Source organism: Shewanella khirikhana, assembly GCF_003957745.1.
In the GTDB taxonomy this organism is placed as follows: Bacteria; Pseudomonadota; Gammaproteobacteria; order Enterobacterales; family Shewanellaceae; genus Shewanella; species Shewanella khirikhana.
On sequence record NZ_CP020373.1, the window covers coordinates 2,876,899 to 2,902,727 of the forward strand.

Genomic DNA, 25,829 nt, shown 5'->3' on the forward strand with positions numbered 1-25,829 from the left:
AAAGGGAGCCACATGTGCGGATCTGCCCACCGAAATCCACAGCAAAACCTCTTTTGGGCCGGTCTCCGGACTCAGGCAAAACGCCATTACCGTTGCGGGGGCAGTGTCGGATTTGCACCGACTTCCCGATTCTCCCGCTAATGCGGGCACCCAAAGGGTTGACTTAAAAAATAACCGCCCGAACTCGGCGGGCGGCGCATTATAGACGTCTATACGTATAAATGTCTAATACCTTTGTATTGCCTTTCTGGCGTTTCACTTCAGCCTGAGTGGCAACATAGAGGCAATAAATTCAGTATGGTTAGCGGGTGTCAGCGGAATATTCTGCGCGCCAAACACCTGGCCTCGCATGGATTTGTGCATCAGCAGCAATTGCCCAGGGCGCTGGAAAACCGTGTAGTAGCCCACCTCACCTTCCGGCTCGCTGAAAAACGGCCGCTGATTTTCCATGGACTGGTGCTGATTGGGCATCCGGCTGCACCCCAAAATGCCATGAAAGCCCTGATGGCCATCGAGCTGGGTTTCGCCCAACTTGTGGTAAGACGACTCACCTTCACAGCTGCGTTGATACTGGCTCGCCAGGCTATCGAGGAACACCTCCGGCGACGGCGCTTCACCGCCCAGCTTAAAGCTTTGAATACAGATGAGCCCGCCCCATTGATTGAGGTTTTCGCTCGCAGGCACAAACTCGGCACTGACCATGTCGGCGCGGCTGTCCTGTGCCGCCTGTTTCCAGCCGTCCGGCAATTCAAATGAGAAAGGGGCACCAAACAGAGATAACTCCTGGGTTTGGGCCTGGACATTCGCCGCCGCAAACAGGGCGAACAGAGGGAGCAAATATCGGGTCATCATCAGCTTCCGTGATAGTCGATGCCGTTTCATCCTGAAACGGCTGAAAGACAAGGGGAGGCAATGCCTCCCCCGGATGTATCAGGCCAACGCCTTAGGGTTGGCACCGTAATCGTTTTCGTCCTGGCTGTCCTGGCACCAGAAAACTATCAGTACGATAGCGCCAATCAATGGGATAAACCCGATTAACTGCCACCAACCGCTACGACCCGTGTCGTGCAGACGGCGGGCACCGATGGCCAGCGAAGGTAGCAACAAACCAAGCGAGAAAATTGCGGCGATAAATGTCGTGCCCAAAGCCACATCAATGCCAATGGTCACAACATAAAAAATCAAGTAGAACAGGACGAACATCCAGTATTCTTTGCGACGGGCGCGACCTGTGAAATCAGCGTACTTTTTCAGTGCACCAATAAAGTATTCCATGGTTTCTCCTTAAAAACGGGCAATCTCGCCCCAAGTTACCGCACAAAATACGGCTTTATCCTTATGATTCATTCACCTGCTGTTGGCAGGTGGCGATACTTTAACATAGGCCGCACATTTTCAAAGCATCAAAAGTCCGCTTAACGATTAAGGCGAACCAAGGTCGTACCAGCTCAGATAACAAATGTAAATAATTCCCATTTGCATGAGGTCAATTGCTATTATCCTACCGATAACTCAAAAAAGGATAAGCGTATGCGACACTTCACTCTGGCTTTGCTGCTTGGCAGCAGCACCCTGGCAGCACCGGCTTTTGCCTCCGACTGCGAACTCAGCATCAGCGCCAACGACGCCATGCAATTCAGTGCACAGGAGCTGACGGTTCCGGCCAGCTGCAAACAAGTCACTCTGACCCTGACCCACACAGGTACCCTGCCCAAAACAGCCATGGGCCATAACTGGGTGCTAACCAAAGCTGCCGATGTACAGGCGGTCGCTACCGACGGCATGGCAGCTGGCCCCGACGCGGCTTACATCAAGGCCGATGATACCCGGGTGCTGGCTCACACGGCATTGGTGGGCGGCGGCGAGTCCACTTCTGTCAGTTTCAGCCTGGAAGGCCTGGCGCCCGCTGAGGCCTACCGCTTCTTCTGCTCTTTCCCCGGCCACTGGGCCATCATGCAGGGCAGTTTCGTCATCACTCCCTGAGAACGCCTTAACGACGCCAAAGGGGCCCTGAGCCCCTTTTTTGCTGCAAGCTATAACACACGCTGCCCGACCACGTCCTCAAACCCCGCTTCACGGCTGCTGTTTTGCCCGCGAAACGTATATAGTGAGCCTTTTGCCGCCGATGCAGGGAGAAGGCCAATGGCGAAACTCAGTGAAATCCATATCTATCCGGTCAAGTCCATGGCCGCGCAGCGGCTGTCTCAGGCGCGGGTCTGCAAAGAAGGCCTGGCCGGGGATCGCCGCTTTATGGTGGTGCGGCCAAATGGTGAGTTCATTACCGCCCGTACTCATCCGTTACTGCAACAGATCCAGCCCCTTGGAACCGACGAGGCCATTCAGTCCGGCGAGCTCTGGCTCAGGTTTACCGGCAAGCCGGATCTGCGTTTGCAGGCATCGGCCTTTCAACGCACCCAGGTAGCAACCCAGGTCTGGAAGGACAGCTTCAATGGCCTGGCCACCCATCCACTTGCCGATGCCTGGGTGTCCTCCATTTTAGGCGAAAGTGCACAGCTTTTATGGCTTGGCGAAACCTCCGACCGCTACCGCGAAAAGCTCGGCACCCGAGTCAGCTTTGCCGACGGCTATCCACTGCTGCTTATCAGTGAAGCCTCGCTTGACGATCTCAATTTACGGTCCGACGCCATCAGCCAGATGAGCCAGTTTCGCACCAATCTGGTGGTCAGTGGCACCAGCGCCTTCGAAGAAGACAGCTGGAAGCGTATTCGTATTGGCGAGGTCGAGTTCGATGTGGCCAAGCCCTGTGGTCGCTGCGTAATGACCACGGTGCAGCCCGGCACCGCCCGCTTCCATCCCCAGGGTGAACCACTCTCGACCCTGAGCAAGTTTCGCAAAAGTGCCAATGGCGATGTCAACTTTGGCCAGAATTTGATAGCCCTGAACGAAGGCACCATCCACGAAGACGATGTTATTGAGGTACTGGAAACCCAGGAGAGTGAACACTATCGCAATCTGGCCCCGGCAAAACGCGCGCTAATCCTCACCGAGAAACGCGTCATTGCCCGTGATTTCTGTGCCTTCTCCTTCAAAGCCGCCGATGAAAAGCCACTGCCGGGATTCCTGCCGGGCCAGCATTTGGTGTTTGCCGTGGACATCGATGGTGAGCGCCACATCCGCCGCTACAGCCTGACCCATGCACCGGGGGACGGCCTGTATCATATCGCAGTAAAACGCACCGAAGGCGGGCATATTTCCAACTGGCTGCATGACGAATTGGCGATTGGGGGCACTCTGCTCTGCGGACGCCCCGAAGGGCGTTTCAGCCCCAGGGCTGGCACAACACTGCTGCTTATCAGCGCAGGCTCAGGGATCACCCCCATGCTGGCCATGGCCCGCACCGCACTGCTGAAGGCCACTCAACAAGGCGGCGCAACAACTGATGCCAAGCCACTGTCTCATATCCATTTTATCCATCAATGCCGCAGCCAGGAGGACATCCCGGAAGCCGAAGCGTTAGAGGAACTCGCCGCCAGTGGCATGACGCTGGAAATTTGGCTGACCAAGGCTGATGACAGCTGGCAAGGGAATCGTGGTCGCTGGTTTGCTCACGAGTCAGACAGCATCGCCAGGCTTGAGCATCAACTCACCATCACCGAAGCCTATATTTGCGGGCCCGTTGGCTTTATGCAACATGTGGAAGCCCAGTTGCAGGCAGTGGGAATATCCCAGACCCAAATCCACACCGAAAGCTTTGGCGGCCTGGCAGCTCCTGCTGCCAGAGAAGAGAAATCCGTCAGCATTCGCATCGCGGGCAAGGCGTTTCAAGGCAACAACCAAACCAGCCTGCTGGCTCAGGCCGAGTCGCAGGGCATCAGCATCCCCTGGTCTTGCCGCGCCGGGATCTGCGGCAGCTGTAAATGCAGGCTCGTCAGTGGCGAGGTGGTGCAGCACAAAGCCGAAGCCTTATCGGAAGCCGAGCAAAACGCGGGGCTGATTCTGGCCTGCTGCGCTGTGCCGGTGGACGATGTGGACATCAGCTTAAGTTAAGTGCAAACGCCAATTGAAAAAGGCAGCCCGGTGGCTGCCTTTTTTGTGCACAATGACGTCAGGTACGAAGTTTGGCCAGTTCACTATCCTGGCGCCCCACCAGTTTGGCCAGGCTTTCACTGCTTTCACGGGCTCGTTCGGCAAGCTGCATCAGTTCGGCTGCCGAGTCGGAAATGCCGGTAATGTTACGGCTAACCTCTTCGGTGACTGAGCTTTGCTCTTCGGCTGCGGTGGCAATTTGAGTCACCTGATTGGAGATTTCATTAATCCGCTCCACCATGGATGACAGCGCTTCAAATGCCCGCTCGGTTTGTGCCGTGGCCTGTTCGGCCAACTCCACCCCATTGTCAATAATGTTGGTGGCACCACTGACCTCTTGTTGCAGCGCATCAATCAAGCGGCCAATATCATCGGTTGAAGCCTGGGTTTTGGATGCCAGCGAACGAACCTCATCGGCCACCACCGCAAAGCCCCTTCCCTGCTCTCCGGCGCGGGCCGCTTCAATAGCCGCGTTCAGCGCCAGCAGGTTGGTTTGCGCCGCAATCGCACTGATCACTTCCAAAATCTTACTGATATTGGTACTGCTGTCGGCCACCTTGCCCACAGCAATTTTCGCCTGCTGAGACTCATTGGCCATGGTGGAAACCAGTTTCACCGCTTCGGTGAGACTATCCTGACTCTGCTTCACCTGCGATGCCATTGCCGACGACTCAGACGCAGTTTGCTCAGACGCCTTGGCCACCTCATGGGCGGTGTGGCTCATCTCGTTTACCGCGGTGACCACGCTTTCGATTTCGCTGTACTGACGGTTTACGCTTTGCTTGGTTTCATCGGCAATACGGGCGGTTGCCTCACTCTCATGGCGCGATTCAGTGGCTACCGACTTAAGGTCACTGATAAGCCCGTGAAGCTTGCCGATAAAGGCGTTAAAGCCATCGCCAAGGGCAATCAGCTCGGCATGCTCCTCCACTTTCAGCGTCTGGGTCAAATCCCCTTCGGCGCTGGCAAGCTGGCTTACCCGCTGCTGAATTTGCTGAATAGGCGCCACAATGCTGCGAATAAACAGGGCTATCAGCACCACGGCCACGGCCGCCACCGCAATACCCAGCAGCAACACGAACCGGCCCATACCCGATGCCATGGCCTCCATGCTGTCGTGGACCTTGTCGGCACTGGCAAAGGCAATCTCGCGGGGCACCTCAATGCTGAGCAGCCACTGGCTGCCCGACAGTGGGATCTCAATGGGGTAACCCACTATCAGACTGGTGTCATTCAGTAAGTAACCACTTCCCTTGCCGAGCGCCAGGATCTGCTGTGCCAGCGCATTGTCGATGGACTCCGACAGCGGCCGCGCTTTTTTGTCATAGTGGCTCGCCGCCACAACCAGCCCTTTGCCGGACAGCAAAGTCACCTTGGCCTTGCCCTGATAGAGACTGGCAGACAGCTCCTCAATCAGCTTTTGAAACACCGGCAGGTTAAGGTCAACCCCAACCACGCCCTGGAAACGGCCACTGCGCATGATAGGCACTGTGAGCGACGTCATCAGCATATTGTTGCCGGGTGAGATTTCGTAGAGGTAGGGCTCCATCAGGCAGGGCTTGCCGGTGTCTTTGGCACACAGGTACCACTCGGCCTCGCGCAGACCAAACTCATTGAGGGTATCGACGTATTTTTCGCTGGCATCTTCCACTTGCTGCTGGGTAATGCTGCCATCGTCATTGCGGTAAAAATACACTTCCAGCGTGCCCACATCCGCCACCGAGTGCATCAGCCCCGGGGCGGTAAAGTCGCTGTCTCGGCCGTCAAACCCATTGGGCTCAAACTGGGAATACATGGACGATATCTGCTGGTTTTTTTGCAAAATGGCGCCCACTGCCGACTGCACTGCTTCACGGCTCATACCCTGACTCAGGGCACTGTCTTCCATCATCGCGGAAAACGAATAGGGAATGCGGTAGGCCTCGTTGATAAAGGCGGCTACTTTCTCGCCGTAGCGACCGGCGCTGGCGGTCAGCTTGGCACGAATTTCATTATTGAGGGCATCGTCGACCTCACTGGAAAGTGCCTCGGTATCGGCAGACAATGTGGTCCAGAGGCTGACGGACATAATCGCCACTGTGGCCAGAAACAGTGCCGAGGTCATCCAAAGCAGCTTCTGACGCAAAGGAAGTCTTTTCATGGTTTTCCCCAAAAATCCAAAAAAGGCATGTCTGAGTATAGTCGGTATGAGCTTCCCTGCCCTGTAACACCTTGCGCAATAACATCATTTAATCCAACAAAAAGGCGGCCCCTGATGGGCCGCCTTTGTTGCTGAGATTATTTGCCGAGTACGGCCTCGAAACACTCAGCCATGATCTCCAGCCCGCGCTGAATTTGCTCATCCGGCGCCGTGATGGGCACCAAAATCCGCAGCACGTTACCGTAGGTACCGCACGACAGCAGGATAAGGCCGCGATTACGGGCCTCGGTGAGTACCTGCGGGCAATACTCAGGGGCAGGCTTGCCGTTTTCCATCAGCTCAATGGCAATCATGGAACCCAGACCACGCACCTCGGCGATTTGCGAATAACGGCTGGCGAGCTCACCGATGGCAGACTTGATGGTCTGGCCAATGGCGTTGGCGCGCTCCAGCAGTTTTTCTTCTTCAAAGACTTCAATCACAGCAAGCGCTGCGGCGCAGGCCAGTGGGCTGCCGCCGTAGGTGCCGCCAAGGCCACCGGGGCCAATGGCATCCATCACCTCGGCGCGGCCGGTAATACCAGAAAGCGGGAAGCCACCGGCAATCGACTTGGCGAAGGTGGTGATGTCCGCAGCAACGCCCATTTGCTCCATGGCAAAGAAGGTGCCGGTACGGCCAGCGCCTGTTTGCACTTCGTCGGCAATCAGCATAATGCCTTCGCGGTCACACAGCTCGCGCAGACGTTTCATAAAGCTTGGGGTTGCGGCGTAGAAACCGCCCTCGCCCTGGACAGGCTCGAGGATGATAGCGGCAATGTCGCTTGGCTCGGCGTCGTTCTTAAAAATACGCCCAATAGACGCCATGGCATCGTCTTCGCTCACCCCGTGCAGTTCACAGGGGTATTCGGCGCGAAACACGTTGGCCTGCATCAGCCCCATGCCCTTGCTGTATGGCGCCACTTTGCCGGTCAGCGCCAGCGCCGCCATGGTGCGGCCATGGTAGCCGGAGGTAAAGGCAATCACACCGGCACGCTTGGTGTAGGCGCGGGCCACCTTAATGGCGTTTTCCACGGCTTCCGAGCCACTGGTGAACAGGGCCGACTTCTTGGCGAAGTCACCGGGCACCAGCTGGTTCAGCTTTTCACATACTGACACGTAGCTTTCATAGCCCAGCACCATAAAACAGGTGTGAGAAAACTTATCCAGCTGCTCGGCCACGGCGGCCTTCACTTTGGGATGCAGGTGGCCTGTGTTCAGCACCGCAATGCCGCCGGCAAAGTCGATATACTCACGACCTTCCACGTCCCACACGGTGGCGTTTTCGGCACGCTCGGTAAACACAGGGTGGATTTGGCCAACGCCACCGGCTACAGCAGCGCGGCGACGAACCATCAATGAATCATTGGTCAAGCTCATAGGGTACTCCTGTTTCGCCGGTCACACCGACAGACAGATATATTTGATTTCTACATACTCATCGATGCCGTACTTGGAGCCTTCGCGGCCCAGACCCGATGATTTCATGCCGCCAAAGGGGGCCACTTCGGTGGAAATAAGCCCGGTGTTCACGCCCACCATGCCGTATTCCAGCGCCTCGGCCACCTTCCAGATAAGGGAGATATCACGGCCATAGAAGTAGGCTGCAAGGCCAAACTCGGTGTCGTTAGCCTGACGAATCACATCGTCTACATCGCTGAAACGGAACAGCGGTGCCAGAGGGCCAAAGGTTTCCTCGCGGGCCACCTTCATGCTGGCATCCACGTTGGTCACAATCGCAGGTTCCATAAAGTTGCCACCCAGCGGCTTGCCACCGGCAACCAGGGTCGCGCCCTTATCCAGCGCATCCTGCAGATGGCCCTGCACCTTCTCAAGTGCGGCTGCGTTGATAAGCGGGCCTGTGGTCACGCCAGGCTCGGCGCCATTGCCGACCTTGAGCTTGGCCACAGCAGCGGCGAGCTTCTCGGCGAAGGCATCGTACACACCGTCCTGCACATAGAGACGGTTGGCACAAACGCAGGTTTGACCGGCGTTGCGGTATTTGGAAATCATGGCGCCTTCAACGGCTGCATCCAGATCCGCATCGTTAAACACGATAAAGGGCGCGTTGCCACCAAGCTCCAGCGAGACTTTCTTCAAGGTTGGCGCGCACTGCTGCATCAGCTTGATGCCAACACCGGTTGAACCGGTAAACGACAGCTTGCGCACCACAGGGCTTTCGCAAAGCTCGTTACCGATGGCCACCGCATCGCCGGTAACCACACTGAATACCCCTGGTGGAATACCCGCTTCTTCAGCAAGCTCAGCCAGCGCCAGCGCGGTGAACGGCGTCTGCGGCGCAGGCTTCACAATCATGGTGCAGCCCGCAGCCAGCGCAGGGCCCGCCTTACGGGTTATCATCGCTGCCGGGAAGTTCCACGGGGTAATGGCCGCAGTAACACCCACGCCCTGCTTAATCACCATGATGCGCTTGTCGCCCTGGTGACCCGGGATGGTATCGCCGTAAAGGCGCTTGGCCTCTTCGGCAAACCACTCGATAAAGGATGCGGCATACACCACCTCACCCTTTGCTTCAGCAAGCGGCTTGCCCTGCTCCGTGGTCATCATCAGCGCCAGATCGTCGGCGTTTTCCAGCATCAGCTCATACCAGCGGCGCAATTTGGCACCGCGCTCTTTGGCGGTGAGCGCGCGCCAGGCCGGCAGCGCAGCTTCGGCAGCAGCGATGGCCTCACGGGTTTCATCGCGGCCCATCACGGGCACATCGGCGATAGCCTCGTTGGTAGCCGGATTGGCAATGGTTACCGTCTCGCCCGACAGGGCATCGCGCCACTCGCCATTGAGATAACACTGAGTTTTCAAAAGTGAAGGACGTTTGAGCTGCACAGCTGACTCCTTGATACTTGTTACTGGGCGCTTGCGCCGTTAATGCTGTTAGATACCCAGCTTATCGCGAACCGTGTAGTACCAGGCGCCCAGGGCGCTGAAAGGTACCCGCAGCGCGTGGCCGCCGGGGAACGGATAATGGGGCAGCGCGGCAAAGGCATCGAAGCGGGTCGCCTGACCGTTCAGCACTTCGGCAATCAGCTTGCCGGCCAAGTGGGTGTAGGTCACACCATGGCCACTGCAGCCCTGGGAGTAATAAATGTTCTTGCCGATACGGCCTACCTGAGGCAGACGCGATAGCGTCAGCAGGAAGTTACCTGTCCAGGTAAAGTCGATACGCACATCCTTCAGCTGCGGGAAGGTTTGCAGCATCTTCGGCAGAATGATGGACTTGATGTTGTCCGGGTCGCGGGCACCGTATACCACGCCGCCACCGTAAATCAGACGCTTGTCGCCGGAGAGACGGAAATAGTCCAGCAGGTAGTTACAGTCTTCAACGCAGTAATCCTGAGGCAGCAGGCTCTTTGCCATCTCATCGCTCAGGGGTTCGGTGGTGATCACCTGGGTACCACACGGCATGGATTTGGCCATCAGCTCAGGCATCAGTTTGCCCAGATAGGCGTTACCGGCCACCACCACAAAGCGGGCCTTTACCTGACCGAACTCGGTTTTAACGATGGCAGGCTCACCTTCCACCACATCCAGCACAGCTGAGTCTTCAAAGATTTTACCGCCGAGGCTTTCCACCGCACGAGCTTCGCCGAGGGCCAGGTTCAGCGGATGAATGTGACCACCGCTCTTGTCCAGCATACCGCCGACGTAGCGCTCAGTATTTACCACATTACGAATACCGGCTTCGTCGAGAATTTCCAGCTGTTCAGTGTGGCCGTGAGCTTCCCACAGCGCCTTTTGCGCCTTGAGGTGGCCCATCTGTTTTTGGTTCAGTGCGGCAAACACGCCACCGTTTTTCAAATCGCAGTCGATATTGTATTTTTCGATGCGCTCGCGAATGATGCGACCGCCTTCAAATGCCATCTCACCGAACAGCTTGCCCTTTTCCTTGCCAACAGTTTTTTCAATGACATCAATGTCTCGGCTATAGCTGTTAACGATTTGGCCGCCATTGCGACCCGAGGCGCCCCAACCAATTCGGGCGGCCTCCAAAACCACGACCTTGAAACCACTTTCAAGCAAATGCAATGCCGAGGACAGACCCGTATAGCCTGCGCCTATAACACACACGTCGGTTTCAAGATGCTCCTCAAGACGAGGACGAATGCGGGTGTCATTGGCGGAAGCGGCATAGTAGGACTCGGTATGAGGTGTAGCAGACATGATGCTTCCTTCTTTCTTATGTTCATTATTTTAAACAACGGAACCATCCTACACCTTCGACAAGGGAAACTCTAGCCGTATTTGCCGAATATTTTGCATATTTGTTGAATATATTAAACAAATAAAAACGGCCGCCGAAGCGACCGTTTGCAGGTTAATCCAAGCGCCTCCAGGCACTATTCCATGGCGGCCTTGGCCTTTTTCTCCGCCCGGCGGGCAAAGTACCAGGACAGGAAAGCCATCAGCGATACCGCAAGGATGATCAGGGTCGCCAAGGCGTTGATCTTGGGCGATACCCCCAGACGCACCGAGGAGAACACCACCATCGGCAACGTGGTCGCACCAGGGCCGGAGGCGAAGCTTGCGATAACCAGGTCGTCCAGTGACAGGCTGAAGGACAACAGCCAGCCTGCGGTCAGCGCTGGCGCAATCATGGGCACAGTGATCAGGAAGAAGGTCTTGAGTGGCGTAGCCCCCAAATCCATTGCCGCTTCCTCTATCGACATGTCCAGTTCACGCAGGCGGGACGACACCACCACGGCCACATAGGCGGCACAGAAGGTAGAGTGCGCCAGCCAAATGGTGAGTCTGCCACGCTCGGCAGGCCAGCCGATAAGGTCGGCCATGTGCACAAACAACAGCAGCAGCGACAGACCTGTGATCACCTCTGGCATTACCAGTGGCGCTGTGATCATGTTCGACAGTGACAACTTGGCCCAGCTGCGGCGAAAACGGGTCATCACGAACGCCGCCATAGTGCCCAGCACCACCGCCATGGAGGCCGACAGGAAGGCAATCTCAAGGCTGGTCCAAACCGCATCGAGAATTTGCTGATCCTTAAACAGCTCCACATACCATTTGGCCGAAAATCCGCCCCACACGGTCACCAGCTTGGACGCGTTGAAGGAGTAGAAAATCAGGATAAACATAGGGGCATAAAGGAAGATGAGCCCCAACCACAACATCACGGTAGAAAAACTCAGCTTTTTCATGCCTCTTTCTCCAAATCACGGGCCTGATAATGATGGAACAGGGTAATGGGGATAATCAAAAGTCCCAGCATCACTATCGCCAGCGCCGAGGCGACCGGCCAGTCACGGTTGTTGAAGAACTCCTGCCACAACACCTTACCTATCATCAGCGAGTCCGGGCCGCCGAGCAGCTCAGGGATAACGAACTCACCCACAGACGGAATAAACACCAGCATGGAGCCGGCAATCACACCGCCTTTGGACAGTGGCAAGGTGATCTGCCAGAAGGTGTTAATGCTTCGGGAACCGAGATCCGCCGCAGCTTCCAGCAGGCTCACGTCCATCTTCACCAGGTTGGCGTACAGCGGCAGCACCATAAACGGCAGGTAGGCGTAGATAAGGCCTATGTATACTGCGATGTTGGTGTTCATTATCTTCAGCGGCTCGCTAATCACCCCAAGCCACAAGAGCACGTTGTTGATAAGGCCGGTGTCAGCCAGCAGGCCCATCCAGGCGTACACACGGATAAGGAACGAGGTCCATGACGGCAGCATGATAAGCAGCAGCAATACCGTCTGCATCTTCACCGGCGCCCGGGCGATGGCATAGGCCATGGGGTAGCCCAGCAGCAAACAGCCGAGGGTTGCCACTAATGCCATTTTCAGCGAGCCAAGATATGCCGTGTAATAGAGCGCGTCATCCAACAGCAACAAATAGTTGCCGAGGTTCAGCGCCACATTCAGCAGTTGATCCGCATAGGTGAACGTGGGCTCGTAGGGCGGAATGGCAATCGCTGCGGTGGAGAAACTGATCTTGAGCACAATCGCAAATGGCAGTGCAAAGAACAGAGTCAGCCACAGGAAGGGAAAGCCGAGGGTAAAGTGCCTGCCACGAATGGCAAAGCGAAAACCTTTCTTTCGTTTGCTCATGATCTCAATACCACGCCACTGGTGGCCTCCCAGCTGATGTAGACTTCATCTTCCCAGGTGGGATGATCCGCACGGCGCTCGGTGTTGGTCATGGAGCACTGGATGATTTTGCCGTCTTCCAGCTTGATGTAATACACCGACAGACCGCCAAGATAGGCAATGTCATGTACCTTGCCCTTGGCCCAGTTGTACTGACCTTCAGGCTGCTCGCGGCTGATGTGGGTCTTCTCGGGGCGAACCGCCAGCCACACATGCTTGTCTTCCAGACTGGTGGTTACACCGTGGCCAATCAGGAACGGCTGCGGCAAGGTGGGCGACTGCAAAATGGCGTGGTCTGCCTCATCCTCGATGATTTCGCAATCAAACAGGTTCACGGTACCGATAAATTCGGCAATCATGCGGCTGTTGGGGCTCTCATAGATGTCCATGGGGCTGCCTACCTGGGCAATCCAGCCGTCGCTCATGATGGCGATACGGCCCGCCATGGTCATGGCTTCTTCCTGATCGTGGGTAACCATCACACAGGTCACGCCTACACGCTCAAGAATTTCAACCACTTCGAGCTGCATCTGGGTACGGAGTTTCTTATCCAGAGCGCCCATGGGCTCGTCGAGCAGCAGCAGTTTGGGGCGCTTGGCAAGAGAACGGGCCAAAGCCACACGCTGACGCTGGCCACCGGAAAGCTGGTGCGGCTTACGCTTGGCATATTGCTCCATATGCACAATCTTGAGCATTTCCTGCACCCGCTGGGCAATTTCGTCCTTTGGCAGCTTGTCCTGCTTCAGACCAAAGGCAATGTTCTGCTCCACAGTCATGTGAGGGAACAGCGCATAAGACTGGAACATCATGTTGATGGGACGCTCGTAGGGCGGCAGGTCGGTAATGTCCTGACCGTCGAGGAAAATGCGTCCTTCGGTGGGTCTTTCAAAGCCTGCCAGCATCCGCAGCAAGGTGGATTTGCCCGAGCCTGAGCCGCCGAGCAATGCAAAAATCTCTCCTTTATTGATGGTCAGCGACACGTCATCTACGGCGCGAACATCGTCAAACAGCTTGCTTACCCGCTCAATTTTGAGCAGTACTTCTTCCTGCGTCTTTGTCGTTGGTTTGTTGGTGACGCCCGAGGTCATAGCCATAATACTTCTCCATTCCAAACTGCGCCAGAACGAGCCTCCGGCCTTCTGGAACTCGGTTTACTTGTGCAATATAGAGTCAAAGGTGGGGCAGCCATCCGCTGCCCCAAATGTCGATTACTGACCAGACTTGATCTTGGTCCAGATGCGGGTCATGGCACGCTGGGTCTTCATTGGACGCACTTCACCCAGGTACAGCTTGGCGAGTGTTTCTTCTGATGGGTACACAGCAGGGTTCTTGGCCACTTCTTCGTCCAGCATAGGGGTTGAACCATCGTTGGCGTTGGCATAAGCCACGTAGTTACTGATGGAAGCAATCACTTCAGGACGCATCAGGTAGTTGATGAAGGCGTGCGCATTGCCTGGGTTAGCGGCATCGGCTGGAATCGCCATCATGTCGAACCACAGTGGTGCACCTTCTTTAGGGATACGGTAATCCACTTCCTGACCGTTACCGGCTTCTTCGGCGCGGGCCTGAGCCTGCAGCACGTCACCGGACCAGCCGATAGCAGCACAGATTTCGCCGTTGGCGAGATCTGAGATGTAGCGTGAAGAGTGGAAATACTTCAAATATGGACGAATTTTCAGCAGAACTTCACCGGCTTTTTCATAGTCGGCAGGGTCGGTGCTGTTAGGGTTCAGACCCAGATAGTTCAGTGCAGGTGGCAGGATTTCATCAGGAGAATCCAGCACTGCGATACCGCACTTGGCCAGTTTCTCGGCGTTGGCTGGGTTGAAAATCAGTTCCCATGAATCCACTGGCGCATCTTCGCCCAGTACTTCTTTTACCTTGGCCACGTTGAAACCGATGCCGGTGGTGCCCCACAGGTAAGGCACAGCGTGCTCGTTACCCGGATCGCTCTTTTGCAGCTGGGTCATCAGGTTTTTGTTGAGGTACTTTTCGTTTGGCAGCTTGGACTTGTCCAGCTTCATAAAGGCGCCGGCTTTGATCTGCTTGGCGAGGAAGTGCGCAGAAGGCACCACCAGATCATAACCACTGCGACCGGAGAGCAGCTTGGCTTCCAGCACTTCGTTGGTGTCAAACACATCGTAGATCACGCGAATGCCGGTTTCCTTCTGGAAGTTTTCCAGGGTGTCTTCGGCAATATAATCAGACCAGTTGTACACCCGAACCACTTCTTCGGCCGATACCACAGCGCTGCCCATAATTCCGGCGGTCGCCAATGCCAGAGCGGTCATTTTTTGTAATAACTTCATGCTATCTCCTTTTGCAGGTAGCCGTAATTGAAAGCCAATTACTCTGATTGTGTCGCCGGCGCGGCCGGCTTTAGTTTTATTGTTAGGACCAATGCTACAACCTGAAAAACTGCATCGGCAGTTGCTGCTGCCCAGTACCTCTTTTACCTCATTGGCAGGCTTTTAATATGCACTCAGTTACCCTGAGCTGCAATCTTCTCAAGCGTCAGTGAAAGTGCCTGACTTGCTTTAAAAATCAGTTCGTCAATCTCATCGCGGCTGATGCAAAGTGGCGGCGAAATTATCATGGTGTCACCCACAGCACGCATAACCAAACCCTTGGCAATACAGGCCTCACGGCACAGCATTCCGGCACCGATTTCGTTATCAAATCTGGCCAGGGTGTCCTTATTTGCCACCAGTTCGATAGCCCCCACCATGCCCATGCCGCGCACTTCGCCCACCAAAGGATGAGCCGCCAGTGTCTGCAGCTTGTCCTGCAGGTAGGGGCCGGTATCCTGTCTTACTTTGTCCACCAAGCCTTCTTCTTCGAGAATGCGGATATTTTCCAGCGCCGCCGCAGCGGCAACCGGATGGCCCGAGTAGGTAAAGCCGTGGGCAAATTCACCGCCCTCAGTGACGAGCACATCGGCCACCCGATCGGACACAATCACCCCGCCCATGGGGATATACCCTGAGGTCATGCCTTTGGCGATGGTGATTAAATCGGGTTTGAGATCCAGCGTTTGCGCCGCGAACCAGTTACCGGTTCGGCCGAAGCCGCTGATCACTTCGTCCAGAATAAACAGAATATCGTACTTTGCCAAAATGCTTTTTATTTCATTCCAGTAGCTTGCTGGCGGAATGATTACGCCACCGGCCCCCTGGAATGGCTCGGCAATAAAGGCTGCAACCTTGTCTTCGCCAAGCTCAAGGATTTTGGCCTCCAGTGCCCGGGCCGTTTTGATGCCAAAATCCTCGGGTGACATATCACGGCCTTCGCCAAACCAGTAAGGCTGGTCGATATGTACTATGCCGGGAATGGGCAGGTCGCCCTGTTGATGCATAAACCCCATGCCGCCAAGGCTGGCACCGGCAACGGTGGAGCCGTGATAGGCATTTTTGCGGCTGATGATGGTTTTCTTGCCGGGCTTGCCTTTGAGATCCCAGTAACGGCGCACCATCCGCAGATTGGTGTCGTTGGCTTCGGAGCCCGAGCCGGTAAAGAACACCCGGTTCATGTGCCCAGGTGCCAGATCGGCAATCTTGGCCGCCAGCTTGATGGCCGGTTCGTGGGTGCACTGAAAGAAGTTGTTGTAAAAAGGAAGGGTTTTGAGCTGGGTAAAGGCAGCTTTGGCAATGCTTTCACGGCCATAGCCCACATTCACACACCAGAGACCGGCCATACCGTCGAGCAGTTTGTTGCCTTCGGCATCCCAGATATAGACGCCATCGGCACGCTCGATAATGCGGGTGCCACGCTGCGCCAAATCGGCTGTGTCTGTGAATGGATGCAGATGATGGTTGGCATCCATCTCCTGCAGTGCGCCGATGTGATGTTGCTTTTGTTGTTGCATCTTCGCCCTTCCCCTTTCAATGCCGGGGCAAGCCCCGGCTCGTTGTGCTTGTTATACCGTCAACAGCAGGAATTCACGCTCCCAGGCACTGACCACGCGCCTGAAGTTTTCCAGTTCCGCCTGCTTCACCGCCACAAAGCCGGTGGTGAAGGCATCACCCAGATATTTACGTGCTGCATCGCTCTCACCCAGCGCCACCAGTGCCTCTTCCAAAGTCAGTGGCAGGTGGTTAGCTTCAGCAGTACGGCTCTCGTTAGCGCGGCCAAGGGCAGGATTGGTTGGCTTAAGGCCTTCCACCATACCGATGTAACCGGCCAGCAAGCTCGCGGCAATGGCCAGATAACAGTTGGCATCGGCGCCTGGAATACGGTTTTCGATGCGGCGGTTCTGCGGCGATGATTCAGGAATACGCAGACCACAGGTGCGGTTCTCTTCGCCCCACTCCAGGTTTACCGGCGCAGAAGTGCCGGGCAGGAAGCGGCGGAACGAGTTCACGCTGGGCGCCATCAATGGCAGAAACTCGGGAATGTAGCGCTGCAGACCGGCGATGAAACCGAGGAAGTTGGCGCTCTTGGTGCCGTCTTCTTTGGTGAAGATGTTCTTGCCGGTCTTTTTATCCACTACGCTCTGGTGAATGTGCATGGCGCTGCCTGGCTCGTTGGTCACCGGCTTGGCCATAAAGGTGGCACATACATTGTGCTTGAGCGCCGCTTCACGCAGGGTACGCTTAAACACAAACACCTGGTCGGCCAGCGACAGCGCATTGCCGTGGCTGAAGTTGATTTCCATCTGCGCCGGGCCGTCTTCGTGGATCAGGGTGTCGATAAACAGGCCCTGGGCCTCACACCACTCATACATGTCTTCAAACAGCGGGTCGTATTCGTTGGCAGCATCGATAGAGAACGACTGACGACCGGCTTCCGGAAGGCCGGAACGTCCCAGAGGCGGATTCAACGGCAGATCAGGATCCCCATTGCGCGCCACCAGATAGAATTCCATCTCGGGGGCAATCACAGGCTCCCAGCCTTTGTCCTCATAAAGCTTAAGCACTTTTTTCAGTACGTTACGTGGCGACAGTTCGATGGGATTCCCCATGCGATCGTACACGTCGTGGATCACCTGAGCGGTGGCTTCCACACACCAAGGCAGTTCGAACACGGCGTTTTCATCGGGTACACACAAAAAGTCGACGTCGGCTTCGTTCAGCAATTCATAGTAGGTGTCGTCGTCAACATAGTCGCCGGTCACTGTCTGCAGCAGCACGCTTTCAGGCAGACGCATGCCCTGCTCAGCAATAAACTTGTCTACCGGGGCGATTTTGCCACGGGCAATGCCGGTCATATCGCTGATGACGCATTCCACTTCGGTAATTTTCTTTTCTTTCAAAAACGCGATTAGCTTTTCCATCTTGTTATCTCACTCGGTCTTGGGCCCTGCGTCGGCACGCGTCACCGAAGGCTTTGAAAATCGACAGATAAAATGCATTGTCGGCTACCTTCCATTCAGGGTGAAACTGCACGCCAAGGGCGAAATTTGTGGCTTCTTTTACGGAAAAGGCTTCAATCAAGCCATCCGGAGCATACGCTTCTGGCCGCAACCCGTTTCCAAGGCGCTCAACGCCTTGAGTGTGGACGGAATTAACTTCCGCCGAGCTGCGGCCCCAGGCTTCAAAAATCACCCCCCCGGGCTCCAGGGTAACCGTATGGGCCAGACCATACTGCACCTCAAGCGGTGCTTGTTTGTCTTCCCTGTGCTCCATGTATTTGCCTGTTTCGTGGAGCTTTTGATACAGGCTGCCACCGAAGGCCACATTCATTTCCTGAAAGCCGCGACAAATTCCCAGCACTGGCACACCGGCGGCAATCGCCGCTCTGATCAGTGGCAGTGTGGTGGCGTCACGACGAGGATCGTGGTGAGTACCCGGCTCGCTCGCAGTCCCCGCATAATGATGGGGCTCTACATTGGAGGGCGAACCGGTAAAAAGAATGCCGTCCAGGCGTTCCAGTATCACCGACATCGGTATACCTTCACCGACGGAGGGAATGATCAGAGGCCAACCGCCTGTCCCGTTGATCACACCCAATAAATACTTTTCTCCTACGATATTGAAAGTTTGCAATCCCAGTGGGGCATTGCAGGCAGAGACACCAATCACGGGTATCGTGGCGTCAGACATACTTCACCTTGCATGTGGGTCAATGTTTGAGTTTTGTGATCGCCCTCAAACATGGCGTTCATTTTTTCACACAGTACACCGAAATATTGAACGAGGCAATAGCCGTTCCCTCAGTTCGAACCACTTTTAATCCAACAAATTTTTAACCAAGCAAATTCATAAACTTAGAATAAGTAGCAGTTAGATTTGTTGAAAATATTGATACAAATTGACCTTGATACGAGGCGGGAGCATGACGGCGAGCGGGGCTCAGGCGTGGCGAGGCTTTGGGCTCAGATTGGTTAAAATTATTTACATTGATGTTTAAAATGCAGCCAAATCGCGGGCTGGGGGAAGATTAACGGAAGGCAGAAACGACTGCGGCCCGGTAAGGGCCGCAGTGGATAATCACATCAGAAGTTTGCCGGGGTAGTGGCACTCACCAGCTGACAGGGTTCGTCGAAGGGATTTCTGAATCTGTGTGGCAGTTCGCTGTTGAAGTAATAACTGTCGCCTGCTTCGAGGACAAATACATCGTCGCCGACAGTCAGTTCAAACTTGCCCGAAATGACCAGCGCCGCTTCTTCGCCCACGTGCTTAAGCATCTCTTCACCGGTATCCGCGCCTGGCGGATAGGTTTCGCTCATCACTGACATGGCGCGATTGGGATAGTCCCGTCCAATGAGTTTAAACTCCAGTGGTCCGGTACCTATATCCAACAGCTCGTTGGCGCGGTATACGATTTTTTGTTCTGCCGATGCCGAATCACCAATCGAGAAGAACTCAACCAGCGACATGGGTATGCCTGACAACACTTTTTTCAGCGAGCTGACAGAAGGGCTCACACTGTTTTTCTCAATCATTGAGATGGTGCTGTTGGTTACACCGGCACGCTTGGCCAGCTCACGCTGGGACAAGCCTTTCATTTTTCGAACAGCTTTGAGACTGGCTCCGATATCCAAATTTGTCACCCCCCAAACAGGTTCAGTTATCTGCACAGCAGATAAAGTGCAAATTGTGTATTCCGAACCTGAGCTCTGCCAAGAAACCCCATGTTCGAAAACTGTAATTTATCAAGCAAACTCAAGTATCTGAGCTACCTATAGGCACAAGCGTCTCCGAAAGGAAGGCGCAGATACAGATTGTATTCTAGCGGCATTGCATGTTAAATAAAACGAACACTGTAAATTAATCCGCAAAAAGTGTGATGAGTATACAGAGACAAGTCCAATTTACAATAAAAACCAGTGTCGGAGCCCTTATGGCAAACAATTCACCCATACACAGCGACAAGTACCCGGAATCCTTCTATTTTGCGACCGCCAAAGAGATATATCAGTATCCTGTATTGGACGGTGCACTGGAGGTGGACGTTTGCATTGTGGGTGGTGGATTCAGTGGCCTGAATACGGCCATTGAACTGGCGCAAAAAGGGTTCAGCGTAGCTCTGCTGGAAGCCAAACGGGTCGGCTGGGGCGCCTCTGGCCGCAACGGCGGCGAGCTTATCCGCGGCATTGGCCATGGGCTGGAGCAGTTTAAAAACGATATCGGCCAGGAAGGCGTGGACGCCATCACCCAGATGGGCTTTGAGGCGGTGGATATTGTGCGTGAACGGGTTGCGGCCCACAACATCGACTGCGACCTGACCATGGGCTACTGTGATTTGGCGGTAAAACCCCGCCATATGAAGGAGTTGGCTGAAGAGCTGGAGCATCTTCAATCGGTAGGTTATCGCCACGAACTCAAGCTGCTGGAGAAGGCTGACATAGGTGAAGTGATAGGCTCTGATTGCTATCAGGGCGCACTGATGGACATGGGCAGCGGCCATTTACATCCATTGAACCTTGCCCTGGGTGAAGCCAGAGTGGCCCGCGAACTGGGTGTGCAGATTTTTGAATACAGCGCCGCCACCAAAATCATCAAGGGCGATAAGCCCAAGGTACTGACCGAGCGCGGCGAAGTCAGCTGCAACCAACTGGTGCTGGCGGGTAACGCCTACATTGGTCACAAGCTTGAGCCATACGTGGGCGGTAAGGTACTGCCCGCAGGCAGCTATTTGCTCGCCACCGAGCCACTGTCGCCGGAGATGTGCCAGCAAATCATTCCGAAAAATATGTCATTCGCCGACATGCGTATCGCCCTGGACTACTTCCGCCTCTCCAGCGACGGTCGCTTGCTGTTTGGCGGCCTGTGCACCTATTCAGGCAAAGATCCTGCCGATATTGAGGCGGCACTGCGCCCCAATCTCGAAAAGGTTTTCCCGCAGCTCAAAGGTGTGCGTATCGATTATCAATGGGGCGGTATGATTGGCATTGGCGCCAACCGTCTGCCTCAGCTTGGTACCCTGCCGGATGCGCCCAACATCTATTTTGCCCAGGCCTATTCCGGCCATGGCGTGAATGCTACCCATATGGCGGCACGTTTGCTGGCTGAAGCAATCGCCGGCAATACAGAGCGCTTCGATGTGTTTGCCAAGGTAAAGCACATGACCTTCCCGGGTGGCCCAGCGCTGCGCTCACCGCTGCTGGCGGCTGGCATGTTGTACCACCGCTTTATGGACATCTTCTGATTAGCTTCCATATCAATGCGTAACTAAAAAGAAACCCGCCGATTGGCGGGTTTCTTTATGTCTGAAAGTCAGCCGTGTTACAGCGCTATCCAGGTCGCTTTGACTTCGGTGTACTTTTCAAAGGCATGCAGCGACTTGTCACGGCCGTTACCGGACTGCTTATAGCCACCGAATGGTGCTGTCATATCGCCGCCATCATAGTGGTTAATCCACACCATGCCGCTGCGCAGCGCTTTGGCGGTCTTGTGGGCCTTGCTGATATCCGAAGTCCAGACACCGGCGGCCAAGCCATAGATGGTGTCGTTGGCAATGGCAACGGCTTCATCCATGCCATCGAAGGTAATCACCGACATCACAGGGCCGAAGATCTCCTCACGGGCGATTTTCATCTGGTTGGTCACACCATCGAATACCGTGGGCGCCACATACACGCCACCGGTTTCCTCAAGCTTGCGCTCACCGCCACAGACCAGCTTGGCACCTTCATCGTGGCCAGCCTTAATATAGCTGAGCACGGTATCGAGCTGCTGCTTGTCCACCACGGCACCGCAAGTGGTGGCAGGGTCCAGCGGATGACCCGGCTGCCAGGCTTCCATTTCTTTGACGATAAGTTTGAGCAGCTCATCCTTCACCCCTGACTCCACCAGCAGACGGGAACCGGCGGTACACACTTCACCCTGGTTAAAGGCAATGGCAGACGCTGCGGCTTCGGCGGCGGCCTGCAGATCCGGCGCATCGTTAAACACTATGTTGGGGCTCTTGCCGCCCGCTTCCAGCCACACGCGCTTCATGTTCGATTGACCGGCATACACCATCAGCTGCTTGGCAATCTTGGTTGAGCCGGTAAACACCAGAGTATCCACATCCATGTGCAGCGCCAGCGCCTGCCCCACGGTATGGCCAAAGCCCGGCAGCACGTTCAGCACCCCATCGGGAATACCGGCTTCTTTGGCGAGCTGCGCCATGCGAATGGCGGTCAGCGGCGACTTTTCAGATGGCTTTAGCACCACGCTGTTACCGGTAGCCAGCGCAGGGCCTAGCTTCCAGCAGGCCATCAGCATTGGGAAGTTCCAGGGCACGATAGCGGCCACCACACCCACGGGCTCCCGGGTGATCATGCCGATTTCGTTATGGGGGGTTGGCGCCAGCTCATCATAAATCTTGTCGATAGCCTCGCCGGACCAGCGAATGGCGCGGGCGGCTCCAGCCACATCCACGGCTTTGGAATGGGCAATGGGCTTACCCATATCGAGGGTTTCGAGCAGTGCCAGCTCATCGGCGTTGGCTTCCAGCAAATCGGCAAAGCGGATCATCACCTGCTTGCGCTTCACCGGCGACTGCTGTGACCACACGCCCGACTCAAAGGTCGCTCGGGCATTGGCCACGGCAAGATCCGCGTCGGCCTGCTGGCAGCTGGCAACCTGAGTCAGCACCCGGCCATCAACCGGACTGATGCACTCGAAGGTTTCCTGGCCCACGGCATCGCAATACTGGCCGTTAATAAAGGCTTTGCCATTGATCTCAAGACGCTGTGCCAGTGCTTCCCACTCGCTGCGGCTCTGGGGTGTACTCATGATGACCTCGTATCCACTTGATTATTATGTTTATTAATGTTTACCGATTGTCAGACGCGGCATCACGTCTGCGTTCCGCCCAAGGCGTTGGCTCGCCACCCTACGCCAGCTGCTGCCCACCGGCGGAGCACTTATGTCTTGTGCTCTATATAAGTGGCGTTGCAGCTATTTATAGAGGAACTGCAACCAAACAGCAGTAAAAGTGCGGGGATTTACGCCCCTGCGCCGGATCCCCTCTCAAAAGGGAGGCGCAAAAGCCTTTGGTGCCAGATTACGCGCAGCCCTTACTTATTTCAATATTTTTTACAAAAGCAGCTTTTTTGGCACAAATAAATGCACAAAGGTATTCCATGTTCATTATTTCTGACATAGCATAGCGAATATTAACCACCCCAAAACCCATATAATCATCAGGATCAAGGTAAATGTATGATCGACATCAGCGCATCTACAGGACACGACACACCATCCCTTGAGCATTACTGGATGCCGTTCACGGCAAACCGCCAGTTTAAGGCCAGCCCACGACTGCTGGCTGGTGCCGAAGGGATGTTTTATAAAGACGTTGACGGCAAGCCCGTACTCGACTCCACTGCCGGCCTCTGGTGCTGCAACGCAGGCCACGGCAGACAGAAGATCAGCGAAGCGGTCAGCCGCCAAATCCGCGAGCTCGACTATGCGCCGTCTTTCCAAATGGGCCACCCGCTCGCGTTTGAGCTGGCGAGCCGCCTCGCCGAGATAGCCCCGGCTGGTCTGAACCGCATCTTCTTTACCAACTCTGGCAGTGAGTCTGTCGATACAGCGCTGAAAATGGCCCTGGCCTACCACAGAGCCAATGGCCAACCCACCCGTACCCGTTTCATTGGCCGCGAACTCGGCTACCACGGCGTAGGCTTTGGTGGCATCTCCGTTGGCGGTATCGGCAACAACCGCCGCACCTTCAGCCAGCAGTTGCTGCAGGGTGTGGATCACCTGCCCCATACGCTGGACATTGCCAAGAACGCGTTCTCGCGCGGCTTCCCGGCCCATGGTCTGGAAAAGGCCGAAGTGCTTGAGCAGCTGATCACTCTCCACGGCCCAGAGAACATCGCCGCGGTGATTGTGGAACCCATGTCAGGCTCCGCCGGCGTAATTCTGCCTCCTGCTGGCTACCTCAAGCGTCTGCGTGACATCACACAGAAGTACGGCATCCTGCTGATTTTCGACGAAGTTATTACCGGCTTTGGCCGTGTGGGCGACGCCTTTGCTTCCCAGCGCTGGGGAGTAACACCGGATCTGATGACCACCGCCAAGGCGCTGAACAACGGTGCCATCCCCATGGGCGCTGTGTTCGTGAGTCAGGATGTACATGATGCCTGCATGACCGGCCCCGAAGAGCTGATTGAATTCTTCCACGGTTACACCTATTCGGGACACCCGGTAGCCGCCGCCGCCGCGCTGGCCACCCTGGATATCTATAAAGAAGAGCAACTGTTTGAGCGCACCAAAGAGCTGGAAGGCTACTGGGAAGATGCCGTCCACAGCCTCAGAGATCTGCCCAATGTGATTGACATCCGCAACATAGGTCTGGTGGCTGGCGTGCAGCTCGCCCCCAACGCCGAAGGCCCTGGCCGTCGCGGCTACAAGGTGTTCGAGCACTGCTTTAAGAACGGCACCCTGGTGCGTGTGACCGGCGACATCATCGCCATGTCTCCACCACTGATTGTCGAAAAGCAACATATCGACCAGATGATCAATACCCTGGCAGATGCCATCAAGGCCATCGGCTGAAAAACAGAATTAATAGGTAGCCAAAGATAACCATGCAAAGCATTACTCATTTTGTAAACGGTCAGCACACTGCCAAGAGCGCCCGTACCCAATCAGTATTTGAACCCGCCACCGGTGAAGCACGCGCCGAAGTATCACTGGCCAGTGCCCAGGAAGTGAGCGACGCCATCGCCGTCGCCAAGGCCGCGTTCGAGAGCTGGTCACAGATGACCCCGCTTAACCGCGCCCGCATTCTGTTCAAGTTCAAGGCGCTGGTTGAAGCCAATATGGATGAACTGGCCGAGCTTATCACCCGCGAGCACGGCAAGGTGCTGGATGATGCCAAGGGCGAGCTTATCCGTGGCCTAGAAGTGGTGGAGTTTGCCTGCGGTATTCCGCATTTGCTCAAGGGCGAGCACACAGCTCAGGTGGGCACCGGCGTAGACGCCTGGGCCGTGAATCAGGCGCTGGGTGTGGTGGCCGGTATTGCCCCGTTCAACTTCCCGGTGATGGTACCCATGTGGATGTTCCCCATCGCCATCGCCTGCGGCAACACCTTTATCATGAAGCCGTCTGAAAAAGACCCAAGCTCAGTGATGCGCATTGCCGAGCTGCTCAAAGAAGCCGGTCTGCCAGATGGTGTGTTCAACGTGGTTAACGGCGACAAAGAAGCCGTGGATACCCTGCTGACCCATAAAGATGTGCAGGCGGTGAGCTTCGTCGGCTCCACGCCTATCGCCGAGTATATCTATGCCACCGCCTCCGCCCACGGCAAGCGGGTGCAGGCCCTTGGCGGCGCCAAGAACCATATGCTGGTAATGCCGGATGCGGATCTGGATCAGGCGGTCAATGCGCTGATGGGCGCCGCCTACGGCTCAGCCGGTGAGCGCTGTATGGCGATTTCTGTGGTACTGGCTGTGGGCGACGTGGGTGATGCCCTGGTGGAAAAACTGCTGCCCAAGATTGCAGCCCTCAAGGTGGGCAATGGTCTGACTCCTGAAATGGAAATGGGTCCGCTGATCTCGGCCCAGCATCTGGACAAGGTTTCAGGCTATGTGGAAGCGGGCGTCCGTGAAGGTGCCAAGCTGTTGGTCGATGGCCGTACGCTGTCGATGGAAGACAAGGCCAATGGCTACTTCCTCGGCGCCTGCCTGTTCGATGGGGTCACTCCCGAGATGACTATCTATAAAGAAGAAATCTTCGGCCCAGTGCTCTGTATCGTGCGAGTGCCAGACTACGCCAGCGCCCTGCAACTGGTAAACGAGCATGAGTTTGGTAACGGCACGGCCATCTTCACCCAGAGCGGCGAAGCAGCACGCCACTTCTGCCATCACGTTCAGGTAGGCATGGTAGGGGTAAACGTGCCCATTCCCGTGCCAATGGCATTCCACAGCTTCGGCGGCTGGAAGCGTTCACTGTTTGGCCCGCTGCATATGCATGGCCCGGATGGCGTGCGCTTCTATACCAAGCGCAAGGCCATCACCGCACGTTGGCCTCAGGGCAAACAACTCGCCGCAGAGTTTGTTATGCCAACCATGAAGTAAAACCCGATGGGGCGCCTGTGCGCCCCTTTTGGA

Annotated in this window: 20 protein-coding genes and 1 riboswitch; of the genes, 5 read left to right on the forward strand and 15 right to left on the reverse strand. The window is 55.7% G+C overall.

Going from position 1 to position 25,829, the window contains the following annotated elements:
• Window positions 1–39: 39 nt before the first annotated feature.
• Window positions 40–167: riboswitch (cobalamin riboswitch) on the reverse strand.
• Window positions 168–255: 88 nt separating this feature from the next.
• Window positions 256–852, reverse strand: a complete 597-nt coding sequence (locus tag STH12_RS12550; protein ID WP_237158604.1) for a hypothetical protein — start codon at window positions 850–852, stop codon at window positions 256–258.
• Between the two features lie 78 nt (window positions 853–930).
• Window positions 931–1,275, reverse strand: coding sequence for a DUF805 domain-containing protein (locus tag STH12_RS12555; protein WP_126167842.1), 345 nt, complete (start codon window positions 1,273–1,275; stop codon window positions 931–933).
• 255 nt (window positions 1,276–1,530) lie between these two features.
• Here STH12_RS12555 and azu point away from each other — a divergent pair, with 255 nt between their 5' ends.
• Together azu and STH12_RS12565 are read left to right on the forward strand one after the other, a co-directional pair.
• The gene (azu, locus tag STH12_RS12560) at window positions 1,531–1,983 is read left to right on the forward strand and encodes an azurin (protein WP_126167843.1); all 453 of its coding nucleotides are present in this window, start codon (window positions 1,531–1,533) and stop codon (window positions 1,981–1,983) included.
• Window positions 1,984–2,142: 159 nt separating this feature from the next.
• Window positions 2,143–4,008 carry an MOSC N-terminal beta barrel domain-containing protein gene (locus tag STH12_RS12565; RefSeq protein WP_126167844.1) on the forward strand — a complete coding sequence of 622 codons (1,866 nt, stop codon included), beginning with the start codon at window positions 2,143–2,145 and terminating at the stop codon, window positions 4,006–4,008.
• 58 nt (window positions 4,009–4,066) lie between these two features.
• Here STH12_RS12565 and STH12_RS12570 read toward each other — a convergent pair whose 3' ends face one another.
• The 12 genes from STH12_RS12570 to STH12_RS12625 form a co-directional block, all read right to left on the reverse strand.
• Window positions 4,067–6,187: a methyl-accepting chemotaxis protein gene (locus STH12_RS12570; RefSeq protein ID WP_126167845.1), complete on the reverse strand. Its 2,121-nt coding sequence runs from the start codon at window positions 6,185–6,187 to the stop codon at window positions 4,067–4,069.
• Between the two features lie 137 nt (window positions 6,188–6,324).
• The gene (gene gabT / locus STH12_RS12575) at window positions 6,325–7,602 is read right to left on the reverse strand and encodes a 4-aminobutyrate--2-oxoglutarate transaminase (protein WP_126167846.1); all 1,278 of its coding nucleotides are present in this window, start codon (window positions 7,600–7,602) and stop codon (window positions 6,325–6,327) included.
• Window positions 7,603–7,623: 21 nt separating this feature from the next.
• Window positions 7,624–9,066, reverse strand: a complete 1,443-nt coding sequence (gene gabD / locus STH12_RS12580) for an NADP-dependent succinate-semialdehyde dehydrogenase (RefSeq protein WP_126167847.1) — start codon at window positions 9,064–9,066, stop codon at window positions 7,624–7,626.
• Between the two features lie 48 nt (window positions 9,067–9,114).
• Window positions 9,115–10,401 carry an NAD(P)/FAD-dependent oxidoreductase gene (locus STH12_RS12585; RefSeq protein ID WP_126167848.1) on the reverse strand — a complete coding sequence of 429 codons (1,287 nt, stop codon included), beginning with the start codon at window positions 10,399–10,401 and terminating at the stop codon, window positions 9,115–9,117.
• A 176-nt stretch (window positions 10,402–10,577) separates the two neighbouring features.
• Window positions 10,578–11,393, reverse strand: coding sequence for an ABC transporter permease subunit (locus STH12_RS12590; RefSeq protein ID WP_126167849.1), 816 nt, complete (start codon window positions 11,391–11,393; stop codon window positions 10,578–10,580).
• Window positions 11,390–12,301, reverse strand: a complete 912-nt coding sequence (locus STH12_RS12595; protein ID WP_126167850.1) for an ABC transporter permease subunit — start codon at window positions 12,299–12,301, stop codon at window positions 11,390–11,392. The genes STH12_RS12590 and STH12_RS12595 overlap by 4 nt, the downstream gene beginning before the upstream one ends.
• Entirely contained in the window at window positions 12,298–13,434 is a 1,137-nt protein-coding gene (potA, locus tag STH12_RS12600; protein ID WP_126167851.1) for a polyamine ABC transporter ATP-binding protein, read from the reverse strand. Before potA ends, STH12_RS12595 begins: the two co-directional genes overlap by 4 nt.
• Before the next feature lie 114 nt (window positions 13,435–13,548).
• A complete protein-coding gene (locus STH12_RS12605; protein WP_126167852.1) occupies window positions 13,549–14,649 on the reverse strand; it encodes a polyamine ABC transporter substrate-binding protein in 1,101 nt (366 codons plus the stop codon).
• Between the two features lie 173 nt (window positions 14,650–14,822).
• Window positions 14,823–16,205 carry an aspartate aminotransferase family protein gene (locus tag STH12_RS12610; RefSeq protein ID WP_126167853.1) on the reverse strand — a complete coding sequence of 461 codons (1,383 nt, stop codon included), beginning with the start codon at window positions 16,203–16,205 and terminating at the stop codon, window positions 14,823–14,825.
• A 51-nt stretch (window positions 16,206–16,256) separates the two neighbouring features.
• Window positions 16,257–17,612, reverse strand: coding sequence for a glutamine synthetase family protein (locus tag STH12_RS12615; protein WP_126167854.1), 1,356 nt, complete (start codon window positions 17,610–17,612; stop codon window positions 16,257–16,259).
• A 4-nt stretch (window positions 17,613–17,616) separates the two neighbouring features.
• Window positions 17,617–18,381 (reverse strand): gamma-glutamyl-gamma-aminobutyrate hydrolase family protein, encoded by a 765-nt coding sequence (locus tag STH12_RS12620; protein ID WP_126167855.1) that lies wholly within the window; start codon window positions 18,379–18,381, stop codon window positions 17,617–17,619.
• A 392-nt stretch (window positions 18,382–18,773) separates the two neighbouring features.
• Complete coding sequence (locus STH12_RS12625; RefSeq protein WP_126167856.1) at window positions 18,774–19,322, reverse strand: cupin domain-containing protein; 549 nt, start codon at window positions 19,320–19,322, stop codon at window positions 18,774–18,776.
• Window positions 19,323–19,621: 299 nt separating this feature from the next.
• Here STH12_RS12625 and STH12_RS12630 point away from each other — a divergent pair, with 299 nt between their 5' ends.
• Window positions 19,622–20,929 carry an NAD(P)/FAD-dependent oxidoreductase gene (locus tag STH12_RS12630; protein WP_126167857.1) on the forward strand — a complete coding sequence of 436 codons (1,308 nt, stop codon included), beginning with the start codon at window positions 19,622–19,624 and terminating at the stop codon, window positions 20,927–20,929.
• A 77-nt stretch (window positions 20,930–21,006) separates the two neighbouring features.
• On the opposite strand, the gene STH12_RS12635 is transcribed toward STH12_RS12630, so the two are convergent.
• The gene (locus STH12_RS12635) at window positions 21,007–22,503 is read right to left on the reverse strand and encodes an aldehyde dehydrogenase (protein ID WP_126167858.1); all 1,497 of its coding nucleotides are present in this window, start codon (window positions 22,501–22,503) and stop codon (window positions 21,007–21,009) included.
• A gap of 429 nt (window positions 22,504–22,932) precedes the next feature.
• On the opposite strand from STH12_RS12635, the gene aptA reads away from it, so the two are divergent.
• Window positions 22,933–24,273 (forward strand): omega-aminotransferase AptA, encoded by a 1,341-nt coding sequence (gene aptA, locus STH12_RS12640; protein WP_126167859.1) that lies wholly within the window; start codon window positions 22,933–22,935, stop codon window positions 24,271–24,273.
• Window positions 24,274–24,305: 32 nt separating this feature from the next.
• Window positions 24,306–25,796, forward strand: coding sequence for a CoA-acylating methylmalonate-semialdehyde dehydrogenase (locus tag STH12_RS12645; protein WP_126167860.1), 1,491 nt, complete (start codon window positions 24,306–24,308; stop codon window positions 25,794–25,796).
• Window positions 25,797–25,829: the final 33 nt, after the last annotated feature.